Here is a 23595-nt window from a genome sequence, read left to right as displayed (position 1 = left end):
GATGTGCCGCCACCTGGCGTACGTGGGCCCGGCCCTGCCGCTGGGCGAGTTGCTCTCGGCGCCGGAGCACAGCCTGTTCCGCCAGTCCTGGGCGCCGCGCCACCAGCGGTACGGCACGGTCAACGCCGACGGGTTCGGCCTGGGCTGGTACGCGCCGGGCGACCCGGTCCCGGCGCGCTACCGCCGGGCGGGCCCGATCTGGGCGGACCCCTCGTTCGGCGATCTGACGCGGGTGGTGCGCAGTACGGCGCTGCTGGCGGCGGTCCGTGACGCGACGGCGGCGGGCGCGGACCCGGAGGCGGCGGTCGCGCCGTACGCCGACGGGCCCTGGCTGTTCAGCCACAACGGGGCGGTGGCCGGGTGGCCGGAGTCGCTGGCCAAGCCCGCCGCCTCGCTGGAGCCGCTGGCCCTGCTGGAGCTGGAGTCCCGGTGCGACGCCGCCCTGGTGTGGGCGCTGGTCCGGGACCGGCTGCGGCGCGGCGAGGGGCCGGGCGACGCCCTCGGCGGGGCGGTCCGGGCGGTGGCGGCGGCCGCGCCCGGCTCCCGGCTCAACCTGCTGCTGACCGACGGCCGCTCGATCGCCGCCACCACCTGGGGCGACACCCTCTTCCACCGTCCCGGACCGGCCGGCGGCCGCGTGGTCGCCTCCGAGCCCTACGACGACGAGCCGGGATGGCGGGCCGTGCCGGACCGCACGCTGCTGCTCGCCGACGCCCGGGAAGTCACCCTCCTCCCTCTCAAGGAGCCCTCCGCGTGAGCCCGTTCCGCATCACCCGCACCCTGCCCGAGGACGCCACCGGCGCCGCCCTGCGCGAGGACGTCCGCGCCGGGCTCACCTCGGTGCCGAAGACGCTGCCGCCCAAGTGGTTCTACGACGCGCGGGGCAGCGAGCTGTTCGAGGAGATCACCCGGCTCCCCGAGTACTACCCGACCCGCGCCGAACGGGAGATCCTGGCGGACCGGGCCGGCGAGATCGCGGCGGCGCTCCCGGCCCGGACGCTGGTGGAGCTGGGCTCGGGCTCCTCCGAGAAGACCCGGCTGCTGCTGGACGCGCTCACCGGACTGGAGGCGTACGTCCCGGTGGACGTGAGCGAGAGCGCGCTGCGCGGGGCCGGGCAGGCCCTGGCCCGGGAGCGGCAGGGCCTGCGGGTGCACGCGCTGATCGCCGACTTCACCGGCCGGCTGGAGCTGCCCGAGGGGCTGCCGGGGCCACGCCTCGTGGCGTTCCTCGGCGGGACGCTGGGCAATCTGCTGCCCGGGGAGCGGGCGGCGTTCCTCGCCTCGGTGCGGGCGTCGATGGCGCCGGGCGACGGTCTGCTGCTCGGCACCGACCTGGTCAAGGACGAGGAGACCCTGGTCGCCGCCTACGACGACGCGCGGGGGGTGACGGCCGAGTTCGACAAGAACGTGCTGCGCGTCGTCAACCGGGAGCTGGGCGCCGACTTCGACCTGGACCGCTTCGACCACGTGGCCCGCTGGGACGCGGAGCGGGAGTGGATCGAGATGCGGCTGCGAGCGCGGTCGGCGGCGACGGTGAAGATCCCGGCGCTGGATCTGGCGGTGGAGTTCGCCGAGGGCGAGGAGGTGCGTACGGAGGTGTCCGCGAAGTTCCGCGAGGAGGGCGTCCGCGCGGAGCTGGCGGCGGCCGGGCTCACGGCGGCCGGCTGGTGGACGGACCGGGCGGGGCGGTTCGCCCTCTCGCTGTCGCTGGCCTGAGACGCCGGTACGCCCGGGGGACGGCTTTCCTTCCCCGGGCGTACAGCCGCGCGGTCAGCGGGTGCGCAGGTCCAGCGTCTTGGTGATGCGCTTCGAGGCGGCCTTGGCGGCGGCCTCGGGGTCGGTGCCGGTGAGCACCTGGGTCATGTACGCCTTGATCGGGTTGTCGCCCTCGACGGCGGCCCAGCGCGGGGAGTTGGGGGTGGCCCGGCCGTGCGCGGCGCCCTCGGCCATCGCGGCTGACCCCTCGTCGCCGCTGACGGCCTCGGCGAGGGTGGTCTTGTTGGGCACGTAGTTCATCGTCTTGGCGAGGTCGATCTGCCACTTCTCGCCGGCCAGCGCCTTGATCAGCTCGACCGCGCCGGCTCGGTTGTCGGTCTTCTCACGGACCACGAGGTCGGAGCCTCCGGTGAAGACGGCACCGGGCTTGGCGGCGGTCTTGCCGGGGACGGGGAAGAAGCCGAGCTTGCCCTTGAGGGCGGGGTTCTCCTCGACGATGGTCTGGGCGGTTCCGGGGACCGTGATGATCTGGCCGACGTCGCCCTTGGCGAAGACCTCGGCCTGCGGCGGGTTCTCCTCGTCGGCGTCCTTCGGGCCGTTGCCCAGTTCCTGGAGCTGCCGGTAGAAGTCCATGCCGCGCAGGGCGGCGGGGGTGTCCAGGGTGCCTTCCCAGATGTTGCCGGACTCCTTGGCGAGGTCGCCGCCCTCGTCCCAGATGAAGCCGGAGAGAGTGTACCAGTCCTGGCCGGCGAGGTAGATGCCCTGGCTGCCGGATTCGTTGATCCTGGTGGTGTCGGCGATCCACTGCTCCCGGGTCTTCGGGGGCTTGCTGACACCGGCTTCGGCGAAGACGTCCTTGTTGTAGATGACGACGCGGTTGGCGGCGTACCAGGGGATGCCGTACTGGGAGCCGCCGAACCGGCCGGGCTCGGCGAGGCCGGGCAGCCAGTCGTCCATGCCGAGGTCGCGCATCGACTCCAGCGTCAGGTCGACCAGGCCGCCGCCGTCGACGTACTGGGCGACCTGGGTGTTGCCGACCTCGATGACGTCGGGTGCGGTCTCGTGGTCGTCGGACTTGAGCGCCTCGTCGACCTTCTCGGTGATGCCGCCCCACTCCTGGATCTCGACCTTGAGGCTCAGCGAGGGGTGCTCCTTCTCGAACTCCTTCGTGAACCGCTCGACGAAGCCCGCCGTCGCACTGCCCTTCATCAGCCAGAGAGTGATCTCCTCGCGGTCGTCGCCACCGGGGAGCAGTCCGCAGCCCGTCAGGAGGGAGGCGGAGGCGAGGAACACGACAAGGGTCGTACAGCGGGTCTTCACGAGGGTCGCTTTCTGCCTGAGGACAGGAGGGAGACGGGCCCGACGTGGGGGGCAGCGCGCGCGCTCGTACGGGTGTACGCACCACCCTGGTATAGACCAAATCGGTGGTCAAGAGGCTGAGGGCGAATCCGCCCATTACGGTTAGGTGACGACACACGCCTCGGGGAGCCCACGCGTACCGCTAGGAGGACGTCCGCCATGTCCGATCATGTCTACCGCGTCACCGAGATCGTCGGCACCTCGCCCGAGGGCGTCGACCAGGCGATCCGCAACGGCATCGAACGCGCCTCCCAGACCCTGCGCGGCCTCGACTGGTTCGAGGTCACCCAGGTACGGGGCGCCATCGCCGACGGGCAGGTCGCCCACTACCAGGTGGGGCTGAAGGTGGGCTTCCGCCTGGAGGGCTCCGACGACTGACGCCCGGCCGGCCCGTCGCTGCGGGGCCGGACCGGATCAGGTCCGGCCCTCACGCTCCTGCCCCGCGCGCAACTGAGCGGAGGTACGCCCCCAGTCCGCCGCCACGACCCGGAACCCGGCCCGCTCGGCCTCCCCGAGGACCAGCGGGTCGTCGTCGACGAGCATCCGCACGGTGCGGGTCGCCCGTAGCCCGCGCAGCGCCTCCAGCTTGGTGCGTACGGCCGGGCGCCGGTCGTGGTCGCGGCGCATCCGCACCGGCCCCTCGGGGAGCCCGTGCGCCCGCAGCCACTCCTCCGTGTCGGCCCGGCACCGCTCCGGACGCCCGGTCAGGTACAGCAGGTCGCAGTCGGCGGCGGCCTCGCGGGCCAGCGCGACGCCCTCGGCCAGCGGCGTGTCGGCGGGCGCGGCGGCGAAGAACCCCCGCCAGTCGCGGGGGGAACGCTCCAGGAAGTGCTGGCGGTGGGCGGTGTCGGCGAGGGTGCCGTCGAGGTCGAAGACGGCGAGGGGGCGCGGCTCGGTCACCGGGCCACCGTAGCGCCCGGGGGAATCGCGCGCCCGGCGCGCGGCGTTGCAGCGGAGGTGAGTACCGTGACCGGCCCCGTGGGCCCCGCATCCCCCTCCCCCGCCACCGCGCCCGCCCTCGGTACGGGCCCCTTCCCCGGGGTCCGCTTCTCGGTCCTGGACCGGTCGCGGGTGCGGGAGGGCCGCCCGGTGGGTGAGGCGCTGCGGGACACGGTGGAACTGGCCCGGGAGGCCGAGCGGCTGGGGTTCTACCGGTTCTGGGTCTCCGAGCACCACGGGGTGCCAGGGGTCGCGGGCTCCGCGCCCACGGTGCTGGCGGCGGCGGTGGCCTCGGCGACCTCCCGCATCCGGGTGGGGACCGGCGGGGTGATGCTGCCCAACCATCAGCCGCTGGTGGTGGCGGAGCAGTTCGGCGTGCTGGAGGCCCTGTACCCGGGCCGGATCGACATGGGGCTGGGGCGTTCGGTCGGCTTCACCGACGGGGTCCGCAAGGCGCTGGGGCGCGGCAAGGAGGAGGCGGACGCCTTCGCCGAGCGCCTGGCCGAACTCCTCGGCTACTTCGACGGAGCCGCCCCCTCCGGCGTGCGGGCCCGCCCGGCCGACGCGGTGCGCGTCCCCGCCTTCGTGCTGGCCACCGGGGCGGGCGCGCGGACGGCCGCCGCGGCCGGGTTGCCGCTGGTGATCGGCGGCCCGCGCCGGGAGAGGCTCGCCGAGGCGGCGCGCACCTACCGCGAGGAGTTCCGGCCCGGCCCCTGGGCGGCCGAACCCTACGTGGTGGTCTCCGGCGAGGTCGCCCTCGCCCGGGACGAGGACTCCGCGCGCCGCCTGCTGCTCCCCGAGGCGTGGGCGATGTCGCACGCCCGCACCCACGGCACCTTCCCGCCGCTGGAGGCGGCCGCCCGGATCGAGGCGATGGAGCTGCCCGAGCGGCAGCGGGGCCTGCTGGAGCAGGGGCTGGACGGCGGGGTGTACGGCACCGAGGAGCAGGTCGTGGAGCGGCTGGGCCGGCTGATCGAGGCGACGGGGGCCCAGGAGGTGCTGGTGACGACCAGTACGTACGACCGGGCGGGCCTGCTGGACTCGTACCGGCGGCTGGCGCGGCTGGCCGGGATCGTCCCGGCGGACGGGAGTTGAGGCGCGGCACGCGGACGCACGGGAGCCCCGTCACCGACCGGCCGGGAAGGTGACGGGGCTCTCGGGGTGGCCCGCCGGAAGGGGCGCGGGACACGGGACGGGACCGGAGGGTTGAGCACCACGGCCGGTCCCGTCTGCCTGGAGGGTGGGTCAGCGCTTGCCGCCCTTGCGGGTGGCGCGCAGCCACTCCTTGTTCATGCGGGTGATGGAGAAGAGCGGGATGCCCTTCGGGCAGGCGGTGGCGCACTCCCCGGCGAGGGTGCAGCCGCCGAAGCCCTCGGCGTCCATGGTGGCCACCATGTCCAGCACGCGGGACTCGCGCTCGGGGGCGCCCTGCGGGAGGACGTTGAGGTGGCTGACCTTGGCGGCGGTGAAGAGCATCGCCGAGCCGTTGGGGCAGGCCGCGACGCAGGCGCCGCAGCCGATGCACTCGGCGTTCTCGAAGGCGTAGTCCGCGTCGGGCTTGGGCACCGGGGTGGCGTGCGCCTCGGGGGCGGTGCCGGTGGGCGCCGAGATGTAGCCGCCGGACTGGATGACGCGGTCGAAGGCGGACCGGTCGACGACGAGGTCCTTGATGACCGGGAAGGCCGAAGCCCGCCACGGCTCGATGTCGATGGTGTCGCCGTCGGAGAACGAGCGCATGTGGAGCTGGCAGGTGGTGGTCCGCTCCGGGCCGTGCGCGTCGCCGTTGATGACGAGGCTGCACGCGCCGCAGATGCCCTCGCGGCAGTCGTGGTCGAAGGCGACCGGGTCCTCGCCCTTGAGGGTGAGCTCTTCGTTGAGGGTGTCGAGCATCTCCAGGAAGGACATGTCCTGGCTGATGTCGTCCACCTGGTAGGTGGACATGGCTCCGGGCTCGTCGGCGTTCTTCTGCCGCCAGACGCGCAGGGTGAGCTTCATGCGTAGCTCCGCTGGGTGGGGTGGACGTACTCGAAGACCAGGTCTTCCTTGTGCAGGACGGGTGCCTCTCCGGTGCCGCCGAACTCCCAGGCGGCGGCGTAGGAGAACTCCTCGTCCCGCCGGGCGGCCTCGCCGTCCGGGGTCTGCGACTCGACGCGGAAGTGGCCGCCGCAGGACTCGGCGCGGTGCAGCGCGTCGAGACACATCAGCTCGGCCAGCTCCAGGTAGTCGACGACGCGGTTGGCGCGCTCCAGCGACTGGTTGAACTCCTCGCCGGTGCCGGGAACCTTGATGCGGCGCCAGAACTCCTCGCGGATCTCGGGGATGCGGGCGAGGGCGGTGCGCAGCCCGTCCTCGCTGCGGGCCATGCCGCAGTACTCCCACATCAGCTCGCCGATCTCGCGGTGGAAGGAGTCCGGGGTGCGGTCGCCGTCGACGGAGAGCAGCAGGTTGAGGCGGTCCTGGGTCTCGGCGACGGTCTCCTGGACGGCCGGGTGGTCGGCGGAGACGTCCTCGGTGTGCGGGTTGCGAGCGAGGTAGTCGTTGATGGTGGACGGCAGGACGAAGTAGCCGTCGGCGAGGCCCTGCATGAGCGCGGAGGCGCCCAGGCGGTTGGCCCCGTGGTCGGAGAAGTTGGCCTCGCCGATGGCGAAGAGGCCGGGGATGGTGGTCTGGAGGTCGTAGTCGACCCAGAGGCCGCCCATCGTGTAGTGCACGGCGGGGTAGATCCGCATCGGGACCTGGTAGGGGTCCTCGTCGGTGATCCGCTGGTACATGTCGAAGAGGTTGCCGTACTTGGCCTCGACCGCCTTGCGGCCCATCCGCTCGATGGCCTCGGCGAAGTCGAGGTAGACGCCCTGTCCGCCGGGGCCGACGCCGCGGCCCTCGTCGCAGACGTTCTTGGCGGCGCGGGAGGCGATGTCGCGGGGGACGAGGTTGCCGAAGGAGGGGTAGATGCGCTCCAGGTAGTAGTCGCGCTCGTCCTCGGGGATCTGGTCCGGGGGCCGCTGGTCGCCCTTGGCCTTGGGCACCCAGATCCGGCCGTCGTTGCGCAGCGACTCGCTCATCAGGGTGAGCTTGGACTGGTGGTCGCCGGTGCGCGGGATGCAGGTCGGGTGGATCTGCGTGAAGCAGGGGTTGGCGAAGTACGCGCCCTTGCGGTGCGCCCGCCAGATCGCCGTCGCGTTGGAGTTCATCGCGTTGGTCGACAGGTAGAAGACGTTGCCGTAGCCGCCGGTGGCGAGGACGACGGCGTCCGCGAAGTAGGTGTCGATCTTGCCGGTGACCAGGTCACGGGCGACGATGCCGCGGGCCTTGCCGTCGACCACGACCAGGTCGAGCATCTCGGTGCGGTGGTGCATCTCGATCGTGCCCGCGCCGATCTGCCGGGAGAGCGCCTGGTACGCGCCGAGCAGCAGCTGCTGGCCGGTCTGGCCGCGGGCGTAGAAGGTGCGGGAGACCTGGACGCCGCCGAAGGAGCGGTTGTCGAGCAGGCCGCCGTACTCGCGGGCGAAGGGGACGCCCTGGGCCACGCACTGGTCGATGATCTCGACCGAGATCTGGGCGAGCCGGTGGACGTTGGACTCGCGGGCGCGGAAGTCGCCGCCCTTGACCGTGTCGTAGAAGAGGCGGTGCACGGAGTCGCCGTCGTTGCGGTAGTTCTTGGCGGCGTTGATGCCGCCCTGGGCGGCGACCGAGTGGGCCCGGCGGGGCGAGTCCTGGAAGCAGAACTGAACGACGTGGTAGCCCTGTTCGGCCAGGGTCGCGCCGGCCGAGCCGCCGGCCAGGCCGGTGCCGACGACGATCACGGTGTGCTTGCGGCGGTTGGCGGGGTTGACCAGCTTCGCCTCGAAGCGGCGGGTGTCCCAGCGTTCGTTGACCGGTCCGGCGGGCGCCTTGGTGTCGGTGACCGGCTCGCCGGTGGTGTAGCGGGTGTAGTCGGTGTCAGCCATGGGTCAGCTCACCAATCCGGTCATGACGGCGACGGGTACGGCGATGAAGCCGAGGGTCAGGACGAGGGCCAGCACGTTGGCGACGGTCTTCAGCAGCCGGTCCCGGTTCCTGTTGCCCGCGCCGAGGGTCTGGGCGGCGCTCCAGAAGCCGTGCTGGATGTGGAGGCCGAGCGCGACCATCGCCACGATGTAGATGGTGTTGCCGTACCAGGTGGAGAAGGTCCCGACGACGTTCTGGTACGCCTGGCCGTGCTGGAAGTCGCCCGCGTGGACGGTGCCCGTGGTCAGGTCCAGGATGTGCCAGACGATGAACAGGGCGAGGATGATCCCGCCCCAGCGCATGGTGCGGGTGGCGTAACTGGCGCGCGGCCGCTTGTGGACGTACTTGACCGGGCGGGCCCTGATGTCGCGGCGGCTGAGCTGCGCGGCGGAGACCGCGTGCAGGATCACGGCGGCCAGCAGCACGAACCGGACGATCCACAGCGCCCACTCGTGGTGGAGGACGGGCTCGCCCATGGTCCGCAGCCAGTGGGCGTAGCCGTTGAAGTCCTCGGGTCCGAAGAAGATCTTCAGGTTGCCCGCCATGTGGGCGACCAGGTAGCCGAGCATGATGAGGCCGGTCACGGCCATCACGGTCTTCTTGCCGACGGACGAGTCCCAGAGCGTGCGGATCGTGGACGGCCGTCGGTCCGTCCTCGTTGCCAGAGCCATGAGCATGACGGTAGGGCCGGAAGGCCCGAGAGGTCCAAGACATGGAACGGCTCATTTCCATAGCCTTAGACTATTCGGGTGTAATGTGCCGGTATGCAGTTCCAGCAGCTCCACTACTTCGTGGCCGTCGCCGAGACCCGCCACTTCACCCGGGCCGCCGAGATGGTGCACGTGGCGCAGCCCTCCCTCTCCCAGCAGATCCGGGCCCTGGAGCGGGAGCTGGGCGCCGACCTGTTCCTGCGCGCACGGGGGAACATCACCCTGACCGACGCCGGGGAGGCCCTGCTGCCGCTGGCCCGGCGCATCCTCGCGGACGCCGACACCGCCCGCCACGAGGTGCAGGAGCTGGCCCAGCTGCGCAGCGGGCGGGTCCGCCTCGGGGCCACGCCGAGCCTGTGCACCGGGCTCCTGCCGGACGTGCTGCGCGCGTACCACGACCGCTACCCGGGCATCCGGCTCATGATCGAGGAGAACGGTTCGCACGACCTGGTCCGCGAGCTGGCCCGCGGCGCCCTCGACCTGGCACTGGTGGTGCTGCCGCTGCCCACCCCCTCCCCCGCGCTGCTCACCACCGAACTGCTCCGCGAGGACCTGGTCGTGGTCTCCGGCCGGGACGTGCCCACCCCCGGCGGACACCATCCGGTGCGCATCGCCGACCTGGCGGGCGAGCGGCTCGTGATGTTCCGGCACGGCTACGACCTGCGGGAACTGACCGTCTCCGCCTGCCGGGCCGAAGGGTTCGAGCCCGCCTTCGCGGTGGAGGGCGGCGAGATGGACGCGGTCCTCGGCTTCGTCCGCGCCGGCCTCGGCCACGCCGTGGTGCCGCGCATGGTCGCCACCCGGGCCGGCCAGGACGTCCAGGTCACCCCGCTCGCCTCACCCGGCCTGCACCGCACCATCGGCCTGGCCCGGCGCGGCGACGTGGACCCGCCGCGAGCCGCCCGCGAGCTCCAGCGGATGCTGCTGGAGACGACGGGGACGGTACGGGAGCCGGCGGCGTAGGCGGGCGGAGGCGTCACAGCCCGGGCGGATCTCGCCGGTCCGGGCTTGTGAGCGGCTCAGCCCACGGCGTCCGCCAGGTCCAGGGTGTGCAGCCGGTCGGGCGGGCCCGGCCGGGCGTAGAACCAGCCCTGGGCGGTGTCGCAGCCCAGTTCCCGCAGGGCGTCGGCCTGGGCGCCGGTCTCCACGCCCTCGACGGTGACCGAGAGGTCCAGGCTGTGGGCGAGCGCCACGATCCCCTCGACGATCTTCCGGTCGACGGGGTCGGCCGGGTACTGCTGCATCCCGCGCGTGAACGACCGGTCGAGCTTGAGCACGCTCACCGGCAGCCGGCGGAGGTTGGCGAGATTGGAGTAGCCGGTGCCGAAGTCGTCCAGGGCGATGTCCACGCCCATCTCGGCCAGCCGCCGGAGCGGCTTGAGCAGGTCGTCGTCGGCTCCTATCAGCGCGGACTCGGTGAGTTCCAGGCAGAGCGCGCCGGGCTCCAGCCCCTCCCGCTCCAGGATGTCCACGGTGTCGGCGACCAGGCCGGGGTGGTGGAGCTGCATCGGGGAGACGTTGACGTTGATCCGGACCGGGCCGGTGTCGGTGCCCTGCCAGCGACGGGCCTGGCGGACCGCCCCCTCCAGCACCCAGCGGCCCAGCGGCACGATGAGCCCGGTGTGCTCGGCGAGCGGGATGAACCGGTCGGGCCCGAGGACCCCGTGCTGCGGGTGGGCCCAGCGGACCAGCGCCTCGGCGCCGCGCACGCTGCCGTCGCCGAGGTGGACCAGCGGCTGGTACTCGATGAAGAACTCGCCCCGCTCCAGCGCGGCCGGCAGGGCCGTGGTGAGGGCGTGCCGGGTGATGGCGCGGGCGTCGGACTCCGGGTCGGCCAGCTCGAAGCGGTTGCCGCCCGCCGACTTGGCCCGGTACATGGTGATGTCGGCGCTGCGCAGCACCTCGGCGGGGCCGCGCTCGCCGGTCGGCCCGTCGACCACGCCGATGGAGCCCCGGACCAGCAGTTCGCGGCCGTCGATGCGGATCGGGGCCTCCAGCGCCTGGAGGATGCGCCCGGCCAGCTCGCTGTGGCCCGGTTCGTCGCGCGGGTCGGTGGTCAGCGCGACGAACTCGTCGCCGCCGAGCCGCGCGACCATCTCGCCGGGGGCGGTGGCGCAGGACTGGAGCCGGTCGGCGACCTCGACCAGGAGCCGGTCGCCGGCGGCGTGGCCGAGGCTGTCGTTGACGGTCTTGAAGCCGTCCAGGTCCAGGTAGCAGAGGGAGAAGTGGCCGTCGGGCCGGGTGACGGCCTTCTCCAGCCGCTCGAAGAAGAGGGTGCGGTTGGGCAGCCCGGTGAGCGCGTCGTGGGTCGCCTCGTACCGCAGCCGCAGGTGGAGCAGGCGGCGCTCGGTGGTGTCCTCCAGCAGCGCCAGCTGGTACTGGGGTTCGCCGTCGGCGTCGCGGAGCAGGGAGACGGTGAGGTTGGTCCACAAAACCGTGCCGTCGCTGCGGAAGAAGGGCTTCTCGACGCGGTAGCTCTCCCGCTCGCCGCGCACCAGTTCGCCGTAGAGGTTCCAGACGTGCGGCGCGTCGTCGGGGTGGACCCACTCGGTGAGGTTGCGGCGGACCGGGTGGCCGAGGCCGCCGAACATACGGACCAGGGTGTCGTTGGCCTCCAGCACCCGGCCGTCCAGCGAGGCGATGGCGATGCCGATGGCGGCGCCCTGGAAGACGGCGCGGAAGCGGACCTCGCTGTCGTGCAGGGCCTCGGCAACGGCGCTGCGCGCGTCCAGGGCCGCGCGGGCCACGGACTCCTGTTCGGCGAGGGTGCGGTCGCGCAGCGCGCGGGCGTACCCGGCGGCCATCCGTTGCTGGAGGCGGGCGCACCGGGCGCGCTGCTCCTCGCGGTCGCCGTCGGTGCCGCAGTACAGCACCAGGTAGGAGTCGACCACGTCGAGGCTGCGGCTGAGCGCCTCGGGATCGGTGCAGTGGGCGGCCACCAGGGCGGCGCCCGCGTACTGCCCGGCCTCGGACTCCAGGGTGCGGTCGGTGAGCGCCTCGCTGAGCCGGCCGGCCAGCGGCAGGAGCTGTTCCTCCAGTTCGGCGCGGGTGCGGGAGGTGGTCGTCACCGGGTAGACGGCGCGGCTCCAGATCGCGGCGAACCGGCGCAGGCGGTCCTCCGCCTCGGCCCGCGCGCTCACGCGGCGCGCCCGACGCCGCCGAAGCCCGAGAAGGCGTACGGATGCTCGTCGTCGACGTCGCTCTCGGGGCGCCAGCGCGGCAGCGGGACCAGGCCCGGGTCGACCAGTTCGACGGAGTCGAGGAAGCGGGCGATGCCCTCGCGGGAGCGCTCCACCAGCGGGGCGCGGACCGAGCGGTAGACCTCGACGGCGCCGCGCACCCTCTCCTCGCCGGCGGGGACGGCGTCGAAGGCGGCGTGGGTGAGGATCAGCAGGCTGCCGGGGGCCAGCCCCTCGACCAGCTCGGCGACGGCCGCGTACGGGTCGTCGGCGTCGTCCACGAAGTGCAGGACGCCGACGAGCAGGACGGCCACCGGCCGCTTCAGGTCCAGCACGTCGGTGGTGACCGGGTGTTCCAGGATCTCGCGTGGCCGGCGCAGGTCGGCGGTGAAGGCGCCCGCACGCTCGTCGCCGGCGAGGACCGTGCGGCTGTGCGCGACGGCGACCGGGTCGTGGTCGACGAGGACGACGCGGGCGCCGGAATCGGCGGCGCGGGCCGTCTCGTGGACGTTGCCGTGCGTGGGGATTCCGGAGCCGATGTCCAGGAACTGGGTGACGCCCTGGCCGACGGCCCAGCGCACCGCGCGACGGGTGAAGGCGCGGTCGGCCTGGACGAACTTCGGCAGTCCGGGGAGGAAGCCCACCGCCTGCCGGGCGGCTTCCCGGTCGACCTCGAAGTTGTGCGAACCGCCCAGGTAGTAGTCATGGATGCGGGACACGCTCGGCACCGTGATGTCGATACCTCGCGGCGCCCAGGCGGGACGCTCCATCAATGTCTCCCAGAGGTGGACAGCCGGTGTTCGGGCAGAGGCTACTGATCACCCGCCAATACAGCGAGCTGAAGCGGAAATTGACCGTCCGTTCTCAGTCACAGCCTGCGACAGCGGCTCTGTGGGGGCAGGGTGGATCATGTCCCCCGAAGCCCCCCGGACTCAAGTGCGGGGCGGGTGCGGAACGCGCGGCGCGGGTGGGCGAAAAGAAGAAAACCTGGACCAGGTACCGCAGAAATCCGGGGATTCCCGGAGCGGAAATCTCTCCGCCGGCCCGCGCCCGGCGAATCGGCGGCACACCGGAAGCGGGAATTCCGGCGTAGGCGGCACGTGATCGAGGACACCCGCAGGGGCCGGTACGGGACACGCCTGCCGAGCGTTACCGGTCCGGCCCCGCCCCCGGGTAAACGCTTACGCTCCGGAACCACCCGATCGGACCAATCACTCCCGGCCGACGCGTGCGGCGGGCGCGGGCGGCCCATGATCCGAGGCGTGTACGCATCCGCGCGGGGGCCGGTCGCCCCCTTACGCCCGCCCGGTCTCCGGCCGTTGCTCCGGCCGTTCTGTCTGGTGGCGGTCGCCTGTCTGGCCTGGCTGCTGTCGGCGCCGCTGCCCGCTCACGCCTCCGACTGCGGCTACGCCTCGATCGGCGACGGCGAGGAGAGCAATGTGTCGGTCTCCACCGACGGCGACTGCTCGGCCGGACCGCTCCCGCCCGAGCCCGCCCCCACCCCCACCCCCACGCCGAAGCCGCCGGCGCCCGAGCCCCCGCCACCGCCGCCCGCTCCGACGCCGAAACCCGGGCCCCCGAAGGCGGTTGTGCCGCCCGTACGCCCGACGCCGCCGCCCGCGCCGACGCCGCCCGCACCCCCGCCGAAGCCGGGGCCCACGCCCACCCCGGAGCCGTCCCCGACCCCCTCGGCGACGCCCAGCCCCTCGGTGAAGCCGGTGGTCTACCCGGCCTACCGCCCGCCGACCCGGCGCACGCAGCCCCGGCACGGCCCCTCGCTCGTCTCACTCACCCTGCTCATCACGGCACCCGCGGTCCTCGCGGTCGCCGCGCTGCGGCCTCGCTGACCGCCGGAGGAACCCATGTCGGAATGGCTTGTTCTCACTCTCGCGATGGCGGCCGTCTGCGCTGTCGTGGTGCTGGTGACCACCCTGCGCCACCGGCGCGTCGGGGACGACGACGACCCCAGCGAGACGCCGGACGTCATCGAGTACATGACGATGATGATCGGCGTGGTCTACGCGATCGTGCTGGGTCTGGCCATCGCGGGCGTCTGGGAGGCCCGGAACGCGGCGGAGGACCACGTCCGCGCCGAGGCCCAGGCACTGCACGAGGTCTCGGAACGCGTACGCATCTACCCGGCGGACGTCCGGGACCGTATCCGGGCGGATGTCGACGCCTATGTCGGCCATGTCACGACCACCGAGTGGCAGTCGATGACCGACCGGGGTGAACTCACCGACGAGGGCGCCCGGCTGCTCGACCGGGTACGCCACGCCGTCACCGACTACGAACCGGCCGACGAGTTCGAGGCGCAGGCGTACCAGCCGCTGATGGACCAGGTGATGGCGGCGGACCAGGCGCGCGGCGCCCGTGCCGACAGCACCGAGGCGACCATGCCGGCCGTGGTCTGGTTCGGCCTGATCACCGGCGGGCTGGTGACCCTGGGGATGATCTTCGCCCTCCAGATCCGGCGGACGGCCCGGGAGTTGATCCTCGCCGGGCTCTTCTCCGCCCTGATCGCCTTCCTGCTCTTCCTCATCTGGGACTTCGACGCGCCGTACAGCCGGGGGGTGGCGACCACGGCCGAGCCGTTCCTGGAGCTGTTCCCGCACCTGGACCGCTGACGTCAAAGGCGGCTCACCCCGCCGGCCGGTCCTCCCTGCCCTCGCCCCGCAGCCAGAGCACCCCGCCGCCGATCAGCGCGGAGGCCACCATGAGGCCGCCGATGACCAGGTCGGCGGTGGAGGCGCCCTGGGACGGCGCGGGGCCGTCGCCGCCCCGGACGGCGCCGTTGATGACGGTGAAGGCCGCGGTGCGGGTGACGGACCGTCCGTCCTCGCAGGTGACGGTGATGTCGTAACTCCCGGGTGCCACGTCGGGGGCGACGGCCGGGGTGGCGCGGCCCCCGGCGCCGTCCGCCTGCGGGGTGAGCCGGGTCTCGCCGAAGGCCGGGGAGGAGGCCGAGCCGGTACGGCACGAGGCGGCGTGGACGGTGACCGTCACCGGCTCGTCCCGGGTGGTGACCGCCGGGGCGACGACGATGTTGCCGGTACTGGTGCCGGCGCCGCTGTTCGCGGCGGCCGACGGGGCCGACAGCGCCAGCAGGACGCACGCGGCGGCGGCCGTGCGGGCACGGGGAGTACGCATCTGGGACCTCCGCGGGAGACACCCCGGGGGCGGTCCCCCGGTCGGTCGGCGGGCAGCGCCTCCCAGGGGAGACCTTCGGACCGCCCGCGGCCACCCGCATGTCGGCGCCCGCCCTCCCCACCGGCCGACACGCCGAGCGGCGCCCCCCGGCCCGTACGGTTCTCCCAGCTCACAGCCGTGCCGCCCCACCCGGCGCGACGACCCGGATGGGCGCGCCCGGCCGGAGGGACACGCGGTGCGGCGGGGCGTCGGCATCCGGAGGCCGGACGGTGAGTGCCCGTCAGGTGGGTTTCGGGCGCGCCCCGTCCAGGACCACGACACACCGTCAGGTAGTGACACCCGGACCCTGCCCCACCACCCGTTCGCCCCCGCTCTGTCGCCGCCCCCGCGCGCCGCGCCTACCGTGGCGACAGGCCCGTCCGGCCGCGTCGAGAGGGGAAGCCGCCATGCCCGAACCCCGGCCCTTCGACCGCCTCGGCCCACCGTCGTGGCCCGCGCCCTGGGGCATCCTCGCCCTGTTGCTGCTGGCCGGACTGGCCCTGATCCGCAACGGCTCGGGCGAGTTCGACAGCGGCCCGCCGCAGCCCGCCCCGGCCGCCGCCACCGGCGCCCGCTCCCCCGCCGCCCTGCACGGCACCGCCGGTGCCGTGCCCGCCGCCCTGCCCGCCTCACCGGCGGTGCGGGTACGGGTGCCGGGGGCCGGGGTCGACGCGCCGGTGCGCCCGGTCGGGCTGGACGACGCGGGCTGGATCGACCCGCCGCCGGCCCGGGCGCCCCACCCGGCGGGCTGGTTCACCGGCTCCCCCGCGCCGGGAGCCAGGGGCACCTCCGTCCTGGTCGGGCTCGTCGACGGGGCCGAGGGGCCCGCCGTCTTCCACGGCCTGGGCGCGGTGGAGAAGGGCGGGCGCGTCGAGGTGGCCCGCGCCGACGGGCGGGCGGCGGTCTCCACCGTGTACGGCGTGGACGTGGTGCCGAAGCGGGGCTTCCCGGCCCGGCGGGTGTAGGGGGACACCGGCCGGGCCGGAGCTGCCGCTGATCACCTGCGGCGGCGGGTACCGGCCGACCGGCGGGTACGACGCCGACGTGGTCGTCTTCGCCCGCCTCGGCGCGGTGACCTGAGGCGGGCCGGCGCGGCGTCAGACCTCGCCGCGCACCGGCACGGTGAAGCGGTGGCCGTCGGCGAGGAGCCGGGGCAGCCAGGTGCGGAGCGCGGTCACCGTCTGCGAGCGGTCGCCGCCCGCGTCGTGGGCCAGCACGATGACGCCCGGCCCCGCTCCGCCTAGTACCTGGTCGATGATGGTGCGGGTGCCGGGCTCCTTCCAGTCCAGCGAGTCGACGGTCCAGGCGAAGGCGTCCATGCCGAGTTCGGCGCCGAGCCGGAAGACCCGGCGGTTCCACGCGCCGTACGGGGCGCGCATCCACTGCGGGGGCCGGCCCACGGCGCGCTCGACGGCCTCGCTGGTGCGCTCCAGTTCGGCGCGGACGACGGCGGTGGAGGCGCGGGTGAGCAGCGGGTGCGACCAGGAGTGGTTGCCGATCACATGGCCCTCGTCGACCATCCGCCGCAGCAGCCCGCCCTGGGTGTCGGCCATCTCCCCGCAGACGAAGAAGGTGGCCCGCACGTGGTGGCGGCGGAGCAGGTCGAGGATGGGCGGCGTGTAGCGCGGGTCGGGTCCGTCGTCGAAGGTCAGCACCATGGGGTGGGCGGCCCCCGGCATCCGCAGCACGGGCTTGGTGCGTACCGGGGTCGGCAGGCGGCGGGACGCCTCGGGCGCCGCGTATCCCGCCAGCGGCCGCAACCGGTGGTCGGGGTGGGCGGGGACGGCGGCGCCGGGGCCGGCGGCGGATGGCGGGCCGGCCGCCGGGAGGGTGCCGCCCGGTTCGGCGACCGGGTCGGCGGTGAGCAGGCGGGTGGTGACGGCGGCGCCGAGGACCGCGGCGGTCCGCAGCAGGAATCTTCGGGGGACCAGAGGCGCGTCGTTCGTCATATCTCATGACAAGCACGTGAGGCGGGCCGCGGCCGCTCCCCCACACCGGGCGGCCGGGGACTTGCACCCGATGGGACGCGCCCCGCCCCCGGGCGCGAGCGCCTATCCTCTGGGCTGTGACCAGCCACCAGTCGTCCTCGTTCGAACGCGGCACGGACGGGCCGAAGGTGATCCTCGCCGGCCTCGACGGGTCGGCGCCCTCGCTGCGCGCGGCGGCCTACGCGGCCGGTCTTGCCCGCCGCCAGCAGTCGCTGCTGGCCATCGTCTACGTCCAGCCGGTGGTCACCGCGGGGACCGCGATGGGCATGCCGGTCCCGGCCGCGGCTCCCGACGGTCTGGCGGAGGAGCTGATCCGCGAGGTGCGCGCCTCGGCGGAGCGGCTGCGGGACCTCTACGAGGTGCGCTGGGAGTTCCACACCTTCCACGGCGACCCGTACTCCGGTCTGGTCCAGGCGGCCGACGAGCTGACCGCGGACGCCGTGGTGGTCGGCGCCTCCGAGCAGGCCGGACACCGCATCGTCGGCTCGGTGGCGGTCCGTCTGGTGAAGGCGGGCCGCTGGCCGGTGACGGTCGTCCCCTGACCCGCCGGGCGCGCCGCCGGTCCGGTCGCCCGTTCGCCGCACCACTCACCGACAGCATCGACCGCCCGCCGCAGAGCCGTGCACGGCGTATGTCGGTCACGGGCGCGCTGCGTTGGCATACGCCCATGACCACCGTGACCCACACCACTGTCGAGGCTCCGGCGGCGCGCACCCACGAGCGGGAGCTCGCGGCCCTCCAGCACGAACACGGCGGAGCCCTCTTCGCCTACCTTCTCCGCCTGACCGACGGCGACCGCCAGCGCGCGGAGGACCTCGTCCAGGAGACGTTCGTCCGCGTCTGGCAGCACCCGGAGGCGCTGCGGTCCGACTACGGCTCGATCCGGCCGTGGCTGTTCACCGTCGCCCGGCGCCTGGCCATCGACGCCCGCCGGGCCCGCCGCGCCCGCCCCGCCGAGGTGGGCGACGCGGTCCTGGAGCACTCCCGGGTGGCGGCCGACCACGCCGAGCGCTCGGCGGCCACGCTGGACGTACGCGAGGCCGTCCGCACCCTCAGCCCCGAACACCGGGCCGTCCTGCACCAGGTCTACTTCCGCGGCGCCAGCGTGGCCGAGGCCGCGGCGGTGCTCGGCATCCCGGTCGGCACCGTCAAGTCCCGCGCTTACTACGCGCTGCGGGCCCTGCGCAGGGTTTTGCCGGGATACGCCACCGACCTGTGCTGAAACCGTACGCTCGGTCAAAGCTCGGCAAAGCGCCTTGCCGGGTGGCCCCTCGCGGTAATCGGCTGTCCCTGTCCGCCCTCGTGGGCCACCGGCCCGGGCGGCGGGGACGCGGACCGGAGGAAGGCAGGACGGCATGCGGTACGAGAGCGGGACCGGCACGGACGGGAGTGGCGGAACCGGCGGCACGGCGGTGCCGATGGCGTGGTTCTACGCGGAGTACATCGCGGAGGAACTGCTGCGCACCGGCGACCTGATGCCGCCGACCACCTTCGAGTTCCGGGCCGGCCGGGAGGCGCTGGCCCTCACCGTCTTCCTCGCCGACACCGAGGACGCCCTCTCGGGCATCCGGGTCGTCACCGAACTGGAGACCTGGCTCGCCCTCACCGCGTACGACCAGCCCTGGCAGGAGTGGGTGGCCGAGCGGCTGGCCGAGCGCGGGGCGCGCGGCCCCGAGGACGCGGACCTGCGCCTCGCGCGGGCCGCCTGGCGGTGGCTGGAGGAGACCGAACTCCTCGCCCCCGACCTGGACGCGGCCCCCGGCGCCGCCGCCCTCCCCGACGAGGAGCAGCCCCAGGTGTGGACCCCGGCGTGGCGGCTGGGGCTGCCGCTGGGGCACCTGGCGATCCACCTGTTCTGAGCGGCCGGGCGGGAGCGGCCTCAGCCGGAGGTGACGCGGTTCCAGAACTGGTGGGTGAGACCGCTCGCCGAGGTCACCGACTCGACGGTGAAGCGGTCCTCGACCCCGGCCAGCCCCTCCCACAGCGAGACCCCCGCGCCGAGGGTGAGGGGCACGGTCACCAGGTGCAGGAAGTCGACGAGGTCCGCCGCCAGGAACTGCCGGACGGTGGTGGGGCCGCCGCCGATCCGCACGTCCAGGCCGCCCGCCAGTTCCACGGCGCGGGTCAGCGCCTCCTCGGGCGTCGCGTCGAGGAAGTGGAAGCTCGTCCCGTTGTCGAAGTGGAGGGGCTCGCGCCGGTGGTGGGTGAGCACCACCACGGGTGTACGGAACGGGGGCTCGTCGCCCCACCAGCCGCGCCACTCGTCGTCGGTCCACGCGCCGGTCTGCGGGCCGAACTTGCGCCGGCCCATGATCTCGGCCCCGATGCCCTGGCCCCAGGTGGTGGTGAGGGCACGGTCGAGGGTGATCGGGGCGTCCACACCGCCCACGCCGTCGATGAACCGCCCGTCGAAGGGCGCGAACAGCCCCTGGGCCTCCCCGAGCGGCTTCTCCAGCGTGACCGTCTCGCCCGCGCCGTAGCCGTCGAGAGAGACATGGAAGTTGTGCACGCGCGCCCTGGCCATCGGTCCACTCTCCTGAGTGCTTGCGATCCGCAACTGGTTGACGCAGCTTACGATCAGGAGTTGCGAGTCGCAATCAGTCAGGAGGTACGCGATGCGCGAGGAGCCCCGTTCGGGGTGTGCGATCAACGCCGCGGTCGAGGTGCTGGGCGACCCGTGGACGCTGATCGTGCTGCGTGACGTGATCTTCGGCGGACGCCGGCACTTCCGCGAGCTGATGACCCGGAACGAGGAGGGCATCGCCTCCAACGTCCTCGCCGCCCGCCTGCGCCGGCTCGTCGAGGCGGGCCTGCTCACCCGCGACGACACCGCCCGGCGCGGCCAGCGGGGGACCTACACCCTCACCGAGGCCGGCATCGAGACCCTCCCCGTGATGGTCGCCCTCGGCACCTGGGGACTGCACCACCGGCCCACCACCCCACGCCTGGCGGTACGCGCCCGCGTCCTCGCCGGCTCCCCGCACCTCGTCGGCGAACTCATGGCCGAGCTGCGCGAGATCCACCTCGGCGTCCCCCGCGAGAACCCCACGGGCCCCAGCGCCTCCGAGCAGCTGCGCCAGGCGTACGAGGCCGCCTCCACCTGAGGTGAGGTCCGGCGCGGAAGTCCGACGGCAGCCGGTACGCCGGCGTCGGGGCACGGCCCGTAGCCGCGACGCCACCCGGTCCCCCGCGCGGCCGAGCGCCCCGTCGAGGACAGCAGGTCGCTACTCCCCCGCCTCCGGCGGCGAGGAGTGCACGCCCGCGCGGAACTTCGGGATGCGGACGGTGATGCGGGTGCCGGCGCCGCGGGCCGTCTCGATGACCAGGCCGTAGGGGTGGCCGAAGACGGTGCGCAGGCGTTCGTCGACGTTGAGGAGGCCGACGCCTGCCGAGGGGCCGCCCTCGCCGCGCAGGAGGGCGCGGAGGCGGTCGGGGTCCATGCCGACGCCGTCGTCCTCGATGACGACCTCCGCCTCGGCGCCGGCGTCCTGGGCGGTGATGGTGATGCGGCTGCGGGTGACCGCGCCCTCCAGGCCGTGTTTGACGGCGTTCTCCACCAGCGGCTGTAGGCAGAGGAAGGGGAGGGTGACGGCAAGGACCTCGGGGGCTATCTGGAGGGTGACGGAGAGCCGGTCGCCGAAGCGGGCGCGGACCAGGGCGAGGTACTGGTCGATGGAGTGGAGTTCGTCGGCGAGGGTGGTGAACTCGCCGTGGCGGCGGAACGAGTAGCGGGTGAAGTCGGCGAACTCCAGGAGGAGTTCGCGGGCACGGGTGGGGTCGGTGCGGACGAACGAGGCGATGGCGGCCAGCGAGTTGAAGATGAAGTGCGGGGATATCTGCGCCCGCAGCGCCTTGATCTCGGCCTCGATGAGGCGGGTGCGGGAACGGTCGAGTTCGGCCAGTTCGAGCTGGACCGAGACCCAGCGCGCCACCTCGTCGGTGGCGCGGGCCAGCACCGCCGACTCGCGGGGCGCGTAGGCGACGAGGGCGCCGAGGACGCGCTGGTCGACGACGATCGGGGCGGCCACGGCCCAGCGCAGCGGGCAGTCGACGGCGCGGCAGCCGCAGTCGAAGGCGGCGGTGCGGCCCGTGTCGAGCACCTCGGCGAGCCGGTCGAGGACCTGCTTGGCGTGGTGTTCGCCGGTGCCGTGCCAGGTGAGCACGGTGGAGCGGTTGGTGAGGCAGAGGGCGTCGGTGCCGAGCAGGGAGCGCAGCCGGCGGGCGGCCTTGCGGGCGCTGTCCTCGGTGAGCCCGGCGCGCAGCGGCGGGGCGGCGAGGGAGGCGGTGTACAGGGTCTCGAAGGTGGCGCGTTCGACGGGGGTGCCGAGGTCGCTGCGGCCGGCGGGGTGGGCGGTGCGGCGGCCGGCCAGGAAGCCGCCGGCGAGCAGCAGCGGGCAGAGGGCGAGCAGGACGGCGGTGGAGCTCATCGGCCGCCTCCGGTGACGCGGGAGCGGCGGGCGGGCGGTACGCCCGGGGCGGGTTCGTCGGGCGGGGGCGGGCGGCGCACGGTGAGGGCCTCGGGGAGGTGGAGCCGGGTCATGGTGGCGCTGGTGTGCGGCGGGACGCTGCCGGGGGTGGCGAGGGAGACCAGGACCATGGTGAGGAAGCCGACGGGCACCGACCAGACGGCGGGCCAGGCGAGCAGGGTGTGCAGCCAGCCGGAGCGCACGACGCCGGCGACGGTGAGGCCCACGGCGAGCAGCGAGGCGCCGCCGCCCAGCAGGAGCCCGGCGACGGCGCCGGGCGGGGTGAGCCGCCGCCACCAGATGCCGAGGACGAGCAGGGGACAGAAGGCGGAGGCGGAGACGGCGAAGGCCATGCCGACGGCGTCGGCCACGGGCACGCCGCTGACCAGGATGGTCCCGCCGAACGGCACCGCCATGGCGAGGACGGTGGCGAACCGGAAATGGCGCACCCCCCGCGAGGGCAGCACGTCCTGGCTGAGCACCCCGGCGACCGCCATGGTCAGGCCGGAGGCGGTGGAGAGGAAGGCGGCGAAGGCGCCTCCGGCGACCAGGGCGCCGAGGAGGTCGCCGCCGACGCCGCCGACCATGAGGCCCGGCAGGAGCAGCACGGTGGCGTCGGCGTCGTGGGCCTGGCTGAGGGCGGGGGCGTAGAGGCGGCCGAGCCAGCCGTAGACGGGCGGCAGGAGGTAGAAGAAGCCGACCAGGGTCAGCACCATCAGGGTGGTGCGGCGGGCGGCGCGGCCGTGCGGGCTGGTGTAGAAGCGGACGACGACGTGGGGCAGGCCCATGGTGCCGAGCACGGTGGCGACGATCAGTCCGTAGGTGGCGTAGAGCGGGTGGTCGGCGCGGCTGGTGGCGAGCGGCTGGTCGGCGCCGGCGCCGCCGAGCAGGGCGGCGGGGATGTCGGGGAAGGAGGGGGCGGCGCCCCCGTCCTGGTGCCAGACGATCAGCAGGAAGAAGGCGGGGACGAGCAGCGCGGTGAGTTTGAGCCAGTACTGGAAGGCCTGCACGAAGGTGATGGAGCGCATCCCTCCGGCGGCGACGGCGAGGATGACGACGGCGGCGACGACGGCGCCCCCGAGCCAGCGGGGCGCGCCGGTGAGCAGCGAGAGGGTCAGCCCGGCGCCCTGGAGCTGCGGGACGAGGTAGAGCCAGCCGGCACCGACCACGAACATCGAGACGAGCAGCCGCACCTGCCGTGACTCCAGCCGGCTCTCGGCGAAGTCGGGGAGGGTGTACGCGCCGGAGCGCCGCAGCGGGGCGGCGACGAAGACGAGCAGGACGAGGTAGCCGGCGGTGTAGCCGACCGGGTACCAGAGCATGTCGGGGCCGTGCACGAGGAGCAGTCCGGCGACACCGAGGAAGGAGGCGGCGGAGAGGTACTCGCCGCTGATGGCGGCGGCGTTGAGGCCGGGGCCGACGCTGCGGGAGGCGACGTAGAAGTCGGAGGTGGTGCGGGACAGGCGCAGGCCGAAGCCGCCGATCAGGACGGTGGCGAGGACGACGGCGGCGACGGCGGGTATGGCGTAGGCCGGGTTCACGGGCCACCGCGGTGCTCGGCACCCTCGACGAGGCGGGCGAAGTCGCTCTCGTTGCGCTCGGCGCGGCGGACGTACCACCAGGCGAGGAGGACGAGGAAGGGGTACGCGGCGAAGCCGAGGACGACCCAGACGACGGTGGCGCTGCCGAGGGCGCCGAAGAAGAGCGGCAGGGTGGCGAGGAGCAGGCCGAGGACGGCGAGGGCGGCCAGACCGGTGCGCAGCTGGCCGCGCATCAGGGAGCGGACGTAGGCGGCGCCGAGGGTGGTCTGTTCGTCGATCTCCCAGCGGGTGTGGGGGCGCTGGGGCCGGTGCACGCGCCGGGGTTCGCCGGTCACGGTCTCGCGGCGCGGCGCTGGCTCTGCGGACACGGCGGGGAGTCTAACCGCCCGCCGGGGCCGGCTGAAGGGGGCGGCGGATCTTCGCGCCGGCCGCTCCGGCGGCGAACGGCCAGGGGGTGTCTGACGAATCCTGTGCGGTGTCCGCGGTGTTCGGTGCGTGCTCCGGGGGTCCCCCCTGATCGA

The 23595-nt window shown here is 73.9% G+C and carries 25 protein-coding genes; 12 read left to right on the top strand and 13 right to left on the bottom strand.

The features are described from left to right. The first annotated feature begins 1 nt into the window (after position 1). A complete protein-coding gene (egtC, locus tag OIM89_RS28265) occupies positions 2-757 on the top strand; it encodes an ergothioneine biosynthesis protein EgtC (protein WP_257202467.1) in 756 nt (251 codons plus the stop codon). After that, on the top strand, positions 754-1716 hold the full coding sequence (gene egtD / locus OIM89_RS28260) for an L-histidine N(alpha)-methyltransferase (RefSeq protein WP_030698853.1): 963 nt from the start codon (positions 754-756) through the stop codon (positions 1714-1716). The genes egtC and egtD overlap by 4 nt, the downstream gene beginning before the upstream one ends. Positions 1717-1770: 54 nt before the next feature. On the opposite strand, the gene OIM89_RS28255 is transcribed toward egtD, so the two are convergent. Then, positions 1771-3009 (bottom strand): extracellular solute-binding protein, encoded by a 1239-nt coding sequence (locus OIM89_RS28255; protein WP_030698854.1) that lies wholly within the window; start codon positions 3007-3009, stop codon positions 1771-1773. A gap of 225 nt (positions 3010-3234) precedes the next feature. Between OIM89_RS28255 and OIM89_RS28250 the strand changes: the two genes are divergently transcribed. Next, on the top strand, positions 3235-3453 hold the full coding sequence (locus OIM89_RS28250; protein ID WP_030698855.1) for a dodecin: 219 nt from the start codon (positions 3235-3237) through the stop codon (positions 3451-3453). Positions 3454-3489: 36 nt separating this feature from the next. Here OIM89_RS28250 and OIM89_RS28245 read toward each other — a convergent pair whose 3' ends face one another. Next, a complete protein-coding gene (locus OIM89_RS28245; RefSeq protein ID WP_030698856.1) occupies positions 3490-3975 on the bottom strand; it encodes a haloacid dehalogenase-like hydrolase in 486 nt (161 codons plus the stop codon). Between the two features lie 66 nt (positions 3976-4041). Between OIM89_RS28245 and OIM89_RS28240 the strand changes: the two genes are divergently transcribed. Continuing rightward, positions 4042-5109, top strand: coding sequence for an MsnO8 family LLM class oxidoreductase (locus tag OIM89_RS28240; protein ID WP_151170226.1), 1068 nt, complete (start codon positions 4042-4044; stop codon positions 5107-5109). A gap of 150 nt (positions 5110-5259) precedes the next feature. Here OIM89_RS28240 and OIM89_RS28235 read toward each other — a convergent pair whose 3' ends face one another. The 3 genes from OIM89_RS28235 to OIM89_RS28225 are packed head-to-tail and all read right to left on the bottom strand — an operon-like array spanning position 5260 to position 8672. Beyond that, entirely contained in the window at positions 5260-6009 is a 750-nt protein-coding gene (locus OIM89_RS28235) for a succinate dehydrogenase/fumarate reductase iron-sulfur subunit (RefSeq protein ID WP_047467649.1), read from the bottom strand. Further along, complete coding sequence (locus OIM89_RS28230; RefSeq protein WP_030698859.1) at positions 6006-7961, bottom strand: fumarate reductase/succinate dehydrogenase flavoprotein subunit; 1956 nt, start codon at positions 7959-7961, stop codon at positions 6006-6008. Before OIM89_RS28230 ends, OIM89_RS28235 begins: the two co-directional genes overlap by 4 nt. A gap of 3 nt (positions 7962-7964) precedes the next feature. After that, positions 7965-8672 (bottom strand): succinate dehydrogenase, encoded by a 708-nt coding sequence (locus OIM89_RS28225; protein WP_030698860.1) that lies wholly within the window; start codon positions 8670-8672, stop codon positions 7965-7967. 93 nt (positions 8673-8765) lie between these two features. On the opposite strand from OIM89_RS28225, the gene OIM89_RS28220 reads away from it, so the two are divergent. Further along, on the top strand, positions 8766-9674 hold the full coding sequence (locus OIM89_RS28220) for a LysR family transcriptional regulator (protein ID WP_030698861.1): 909 nt from the start codon (positions 8766-8768) through the stop codon (positions 9672-9674). A gap of 56 nt (positions 9675-9730) precedes the next feature. On the opposite strand, the gene OIM89_RS28215 is transcribed toward OIM89_RS28220, so the two are convergent. Both OIM89_RS28215 and OIM89_RS28210 read right to left on the bottom strand, forming a co-directional pair. Beyond that, positions 9731-11851 (bottom strand): putative bifunctional diguanylate cyclase/phosphodiesterase, encoded by a 2121-nt coding sequence (locus OIM89_RS28215; RefSeq protein WP_264491716.1) that lies wholly within the window; start codon positions 11849-11851, stop codon positions 9731-9733. Beyond that, complete coding sequence (locus tag OIM89_RS28210) at positions 11848-12660, bottom strand: SAM-dependent methyltransferase (protein WP_151170224.1); 813 nt, start codon at positions 12658-12660, stop codon at positions 11848-11850. Before OIM89_RS28210 ends, OIM89_RS28215 begins: the two co-directional genes overlap by 4 nt. 492 nt (positions 12661-13152) lie before the next feature. Here OIM89_RS28210 and OIM89_RS28205 point away from each other — a divergent pair, with 492 nt between their 5' ends. Together OIM89_RS28205 and OIM89_RS28200 are read left to right on the top strand one after the other, a co-directional pair. Beyond that, positions 13153-13737, top strand: a complete 585-nt coding sequence (locus OIM89_RS28205; protein WP_195731543.1) for a hypothetical protein — start codon at positions 13153-13155, stop codon at positions 13735-13737. A gap of 15 nt (positions 13738-13752) precedes the next feature. Next, positions 13753-14517, top strand: coding sequence for a DUF4239 domain-containing protein (locus tag OIM89_RS28200; protein ID WP_030695358.1), 765 nt, complete (start codon positions 13753-13755; stop codon positions 14515-14517). 13 nt (positions 14518-14530) lie between these two features. On the opposite strand, the gene OIM89_RS28195 is transcribed toward OIM89_RS28200, so the two are convergent. Next, positions 14531-15040 (bottom strand): hypothetical protein, encoded by a 510-nt coding sequence (locus OIM89_RS28195; RefSeq protein ID WP_047467655.1) that lies wholly within the window; start codon positions 15038-15040, stop codon positions 14531-14533. Positions 15041-15486: 446 nt separating this feature from the next. Here OIM89_RS28195 and OIM89_RS28190 point away from each other — a divergent pair, with 446 nt between their 5' ends. Continuing rightward, complete coding sequence (locus tag OIM89_RS28190; protein WP_319802331.1) at positions 15487-16044, top strand: sortase domain-bontaining protein; 558 nt, start codon at positions 15487-15489, stop codon at positions 16042-16044. 132 nt (positions 16045-16176) lie between these two features. Here OIM89_RS28190 and OIM89_RS28185 read toward each other — a convergent pair whose 3' ends face one another. Beyond that, a complete protein-coding gene (locus tag OIM89_RS28185) occupies positions 16177-17028 on the bottom strand; it encodes a polysaccharide deacetylase family protein (RefSeq protein WP_264491715.1) in 852 nt (283 codons plus the stop codon). A 116-nt stretch (positions 17029-17144) separates the two neighbouring features. Here OIM89_RS28185 and OIM89_RS28180 point away from each other — a divergent pair, with 116 nt between their 5' ends. From OIM89_RS28180 to OIM89_RS28170, 3 genes are all read left to right on the top strand, one after another. Next, complete coding sequence (locus tag OIM89_RS28180) at positions 17145-17609, top strand: universal stress protein (RefSeq protein WP_023420648.1); 465 nt, start codon at positions 17145-17147, stop codon at positions 17607-17609. A 125-nt stretch (positions 17610-17734) separates the two neighbouring features. Further along, entirely contained in the window at positions 17735-18289 is a 555-nt protein-coding gene (locus OIM89_RS28175; protein ID WP_030695355.1) for a sigma-70 family RNA polymerase sigma factor, read from the top strand. A gap of 133 nt (positions 18290-18422) precedes the next feature. Continuing rightward, positions 18423-18926 carry a hypothetical protein gene (locus OIM89_RS28170; RefSeq protein WP_030695354.1) on the top strand — a complete coding sequence of 168 codons (504 nt, stop codon included), beginning with the start codon at positions 18423-18425 and terminating at the stop codon, positions 18924-18926. Between the two features lie 20 nt (positions 18927-18946). Here the strand turns inward: OIM89_RS28170 and OIM89_RS28165 are convergent, their stop codons facing one another. Then, positions 18947-19591: a dihydrofolate reductase family protein gene (locus OIM89_RS28165; protein ID WP_047467659.1), complete on the bottom strand. Its 645-nt coding sequence runs from the start codon at positions 19589-19591 to the stop codon at positions 18947-18949. 91 nt (positions 19592-19682) lie between these two features. Here OIM89_RS28165 and OIM89_RS28160 point away from each other — a divergent pair, with 91 nt between their 5' ends. Beyond that, positions 19683-20171 carry a winged helix-turn-helix transcriptional regulator gene (locus tag OIM89_RS28160; protein ID WP_030695352.1) on the top strand — a complete coding sequence of 163 codons (489 nt, stop codon included), beginning with the start codon at positions 19683-19685 and terminating at the stop codon, positions 20169-20171. A 120-nt stretch (positions 20172-20291) separates the two neighbouring features. Here the strand turns inward: OIM89_RS28160 and OIM89_RS28155 are convergent, their stop codons facing one another. From OIM89_RS28155 to OIM89_RS28145, 3 genes are read right to left on the bottom strand one after another with little or no spacing between them, the layout of a single operon-like run. Then, a complete protein-coding gene (locus OIM89_RS28155) occupies positions 20292-21494 on the bottom strand; it encodes a sensor histidine kinase (protein ID WP_264491714.1) in 1203 nt (400 codons plus the stop codon). Then, on the bottom strand, positions 21491-23074 hold the full coding sequence (locus tag OIM89_RS28150) for a cation acetate symporter (RefSeq protein ID WP_030695350.1): 1584 nt from the start codon (positions 23072-23074) through the stop codon (positions 21491-21493). The genes OIM89_RS28155 and OIM89_RS28150 overlap by 4 nt, the downstream gene beginning before the upstream one ends. Then, entirely contained in the window at positions 23071-23442 is a 372-nt protein-coding gene (locus OIM89_RS28145) for a hypothetical protein (RefSeq protein ID WP_030695349.1), read from the bottom strand. Before OIM89_RS28145 ends, OIM89_RS28150 begins: the two co-directional genes overlap by 4 nt. Between the last annotated feature and the right edge of the window lie 153 nt (positions 23443-23595).

Origin of the sequence: Streptomyces sp. BI87 (assembly GCF_025957665.1) — a bacterium.
Lineage (GTDB): Bacteria > Actinomycetota > Actinomycetes > Streptomycetales > Streptomycetaceae > Streptomyces > Streptomyces albidoflavus.
Note: the sequence above shows the minus strand (reverse complement) of the source record. Positions and strands in the feature narration are given on the sequence as shown.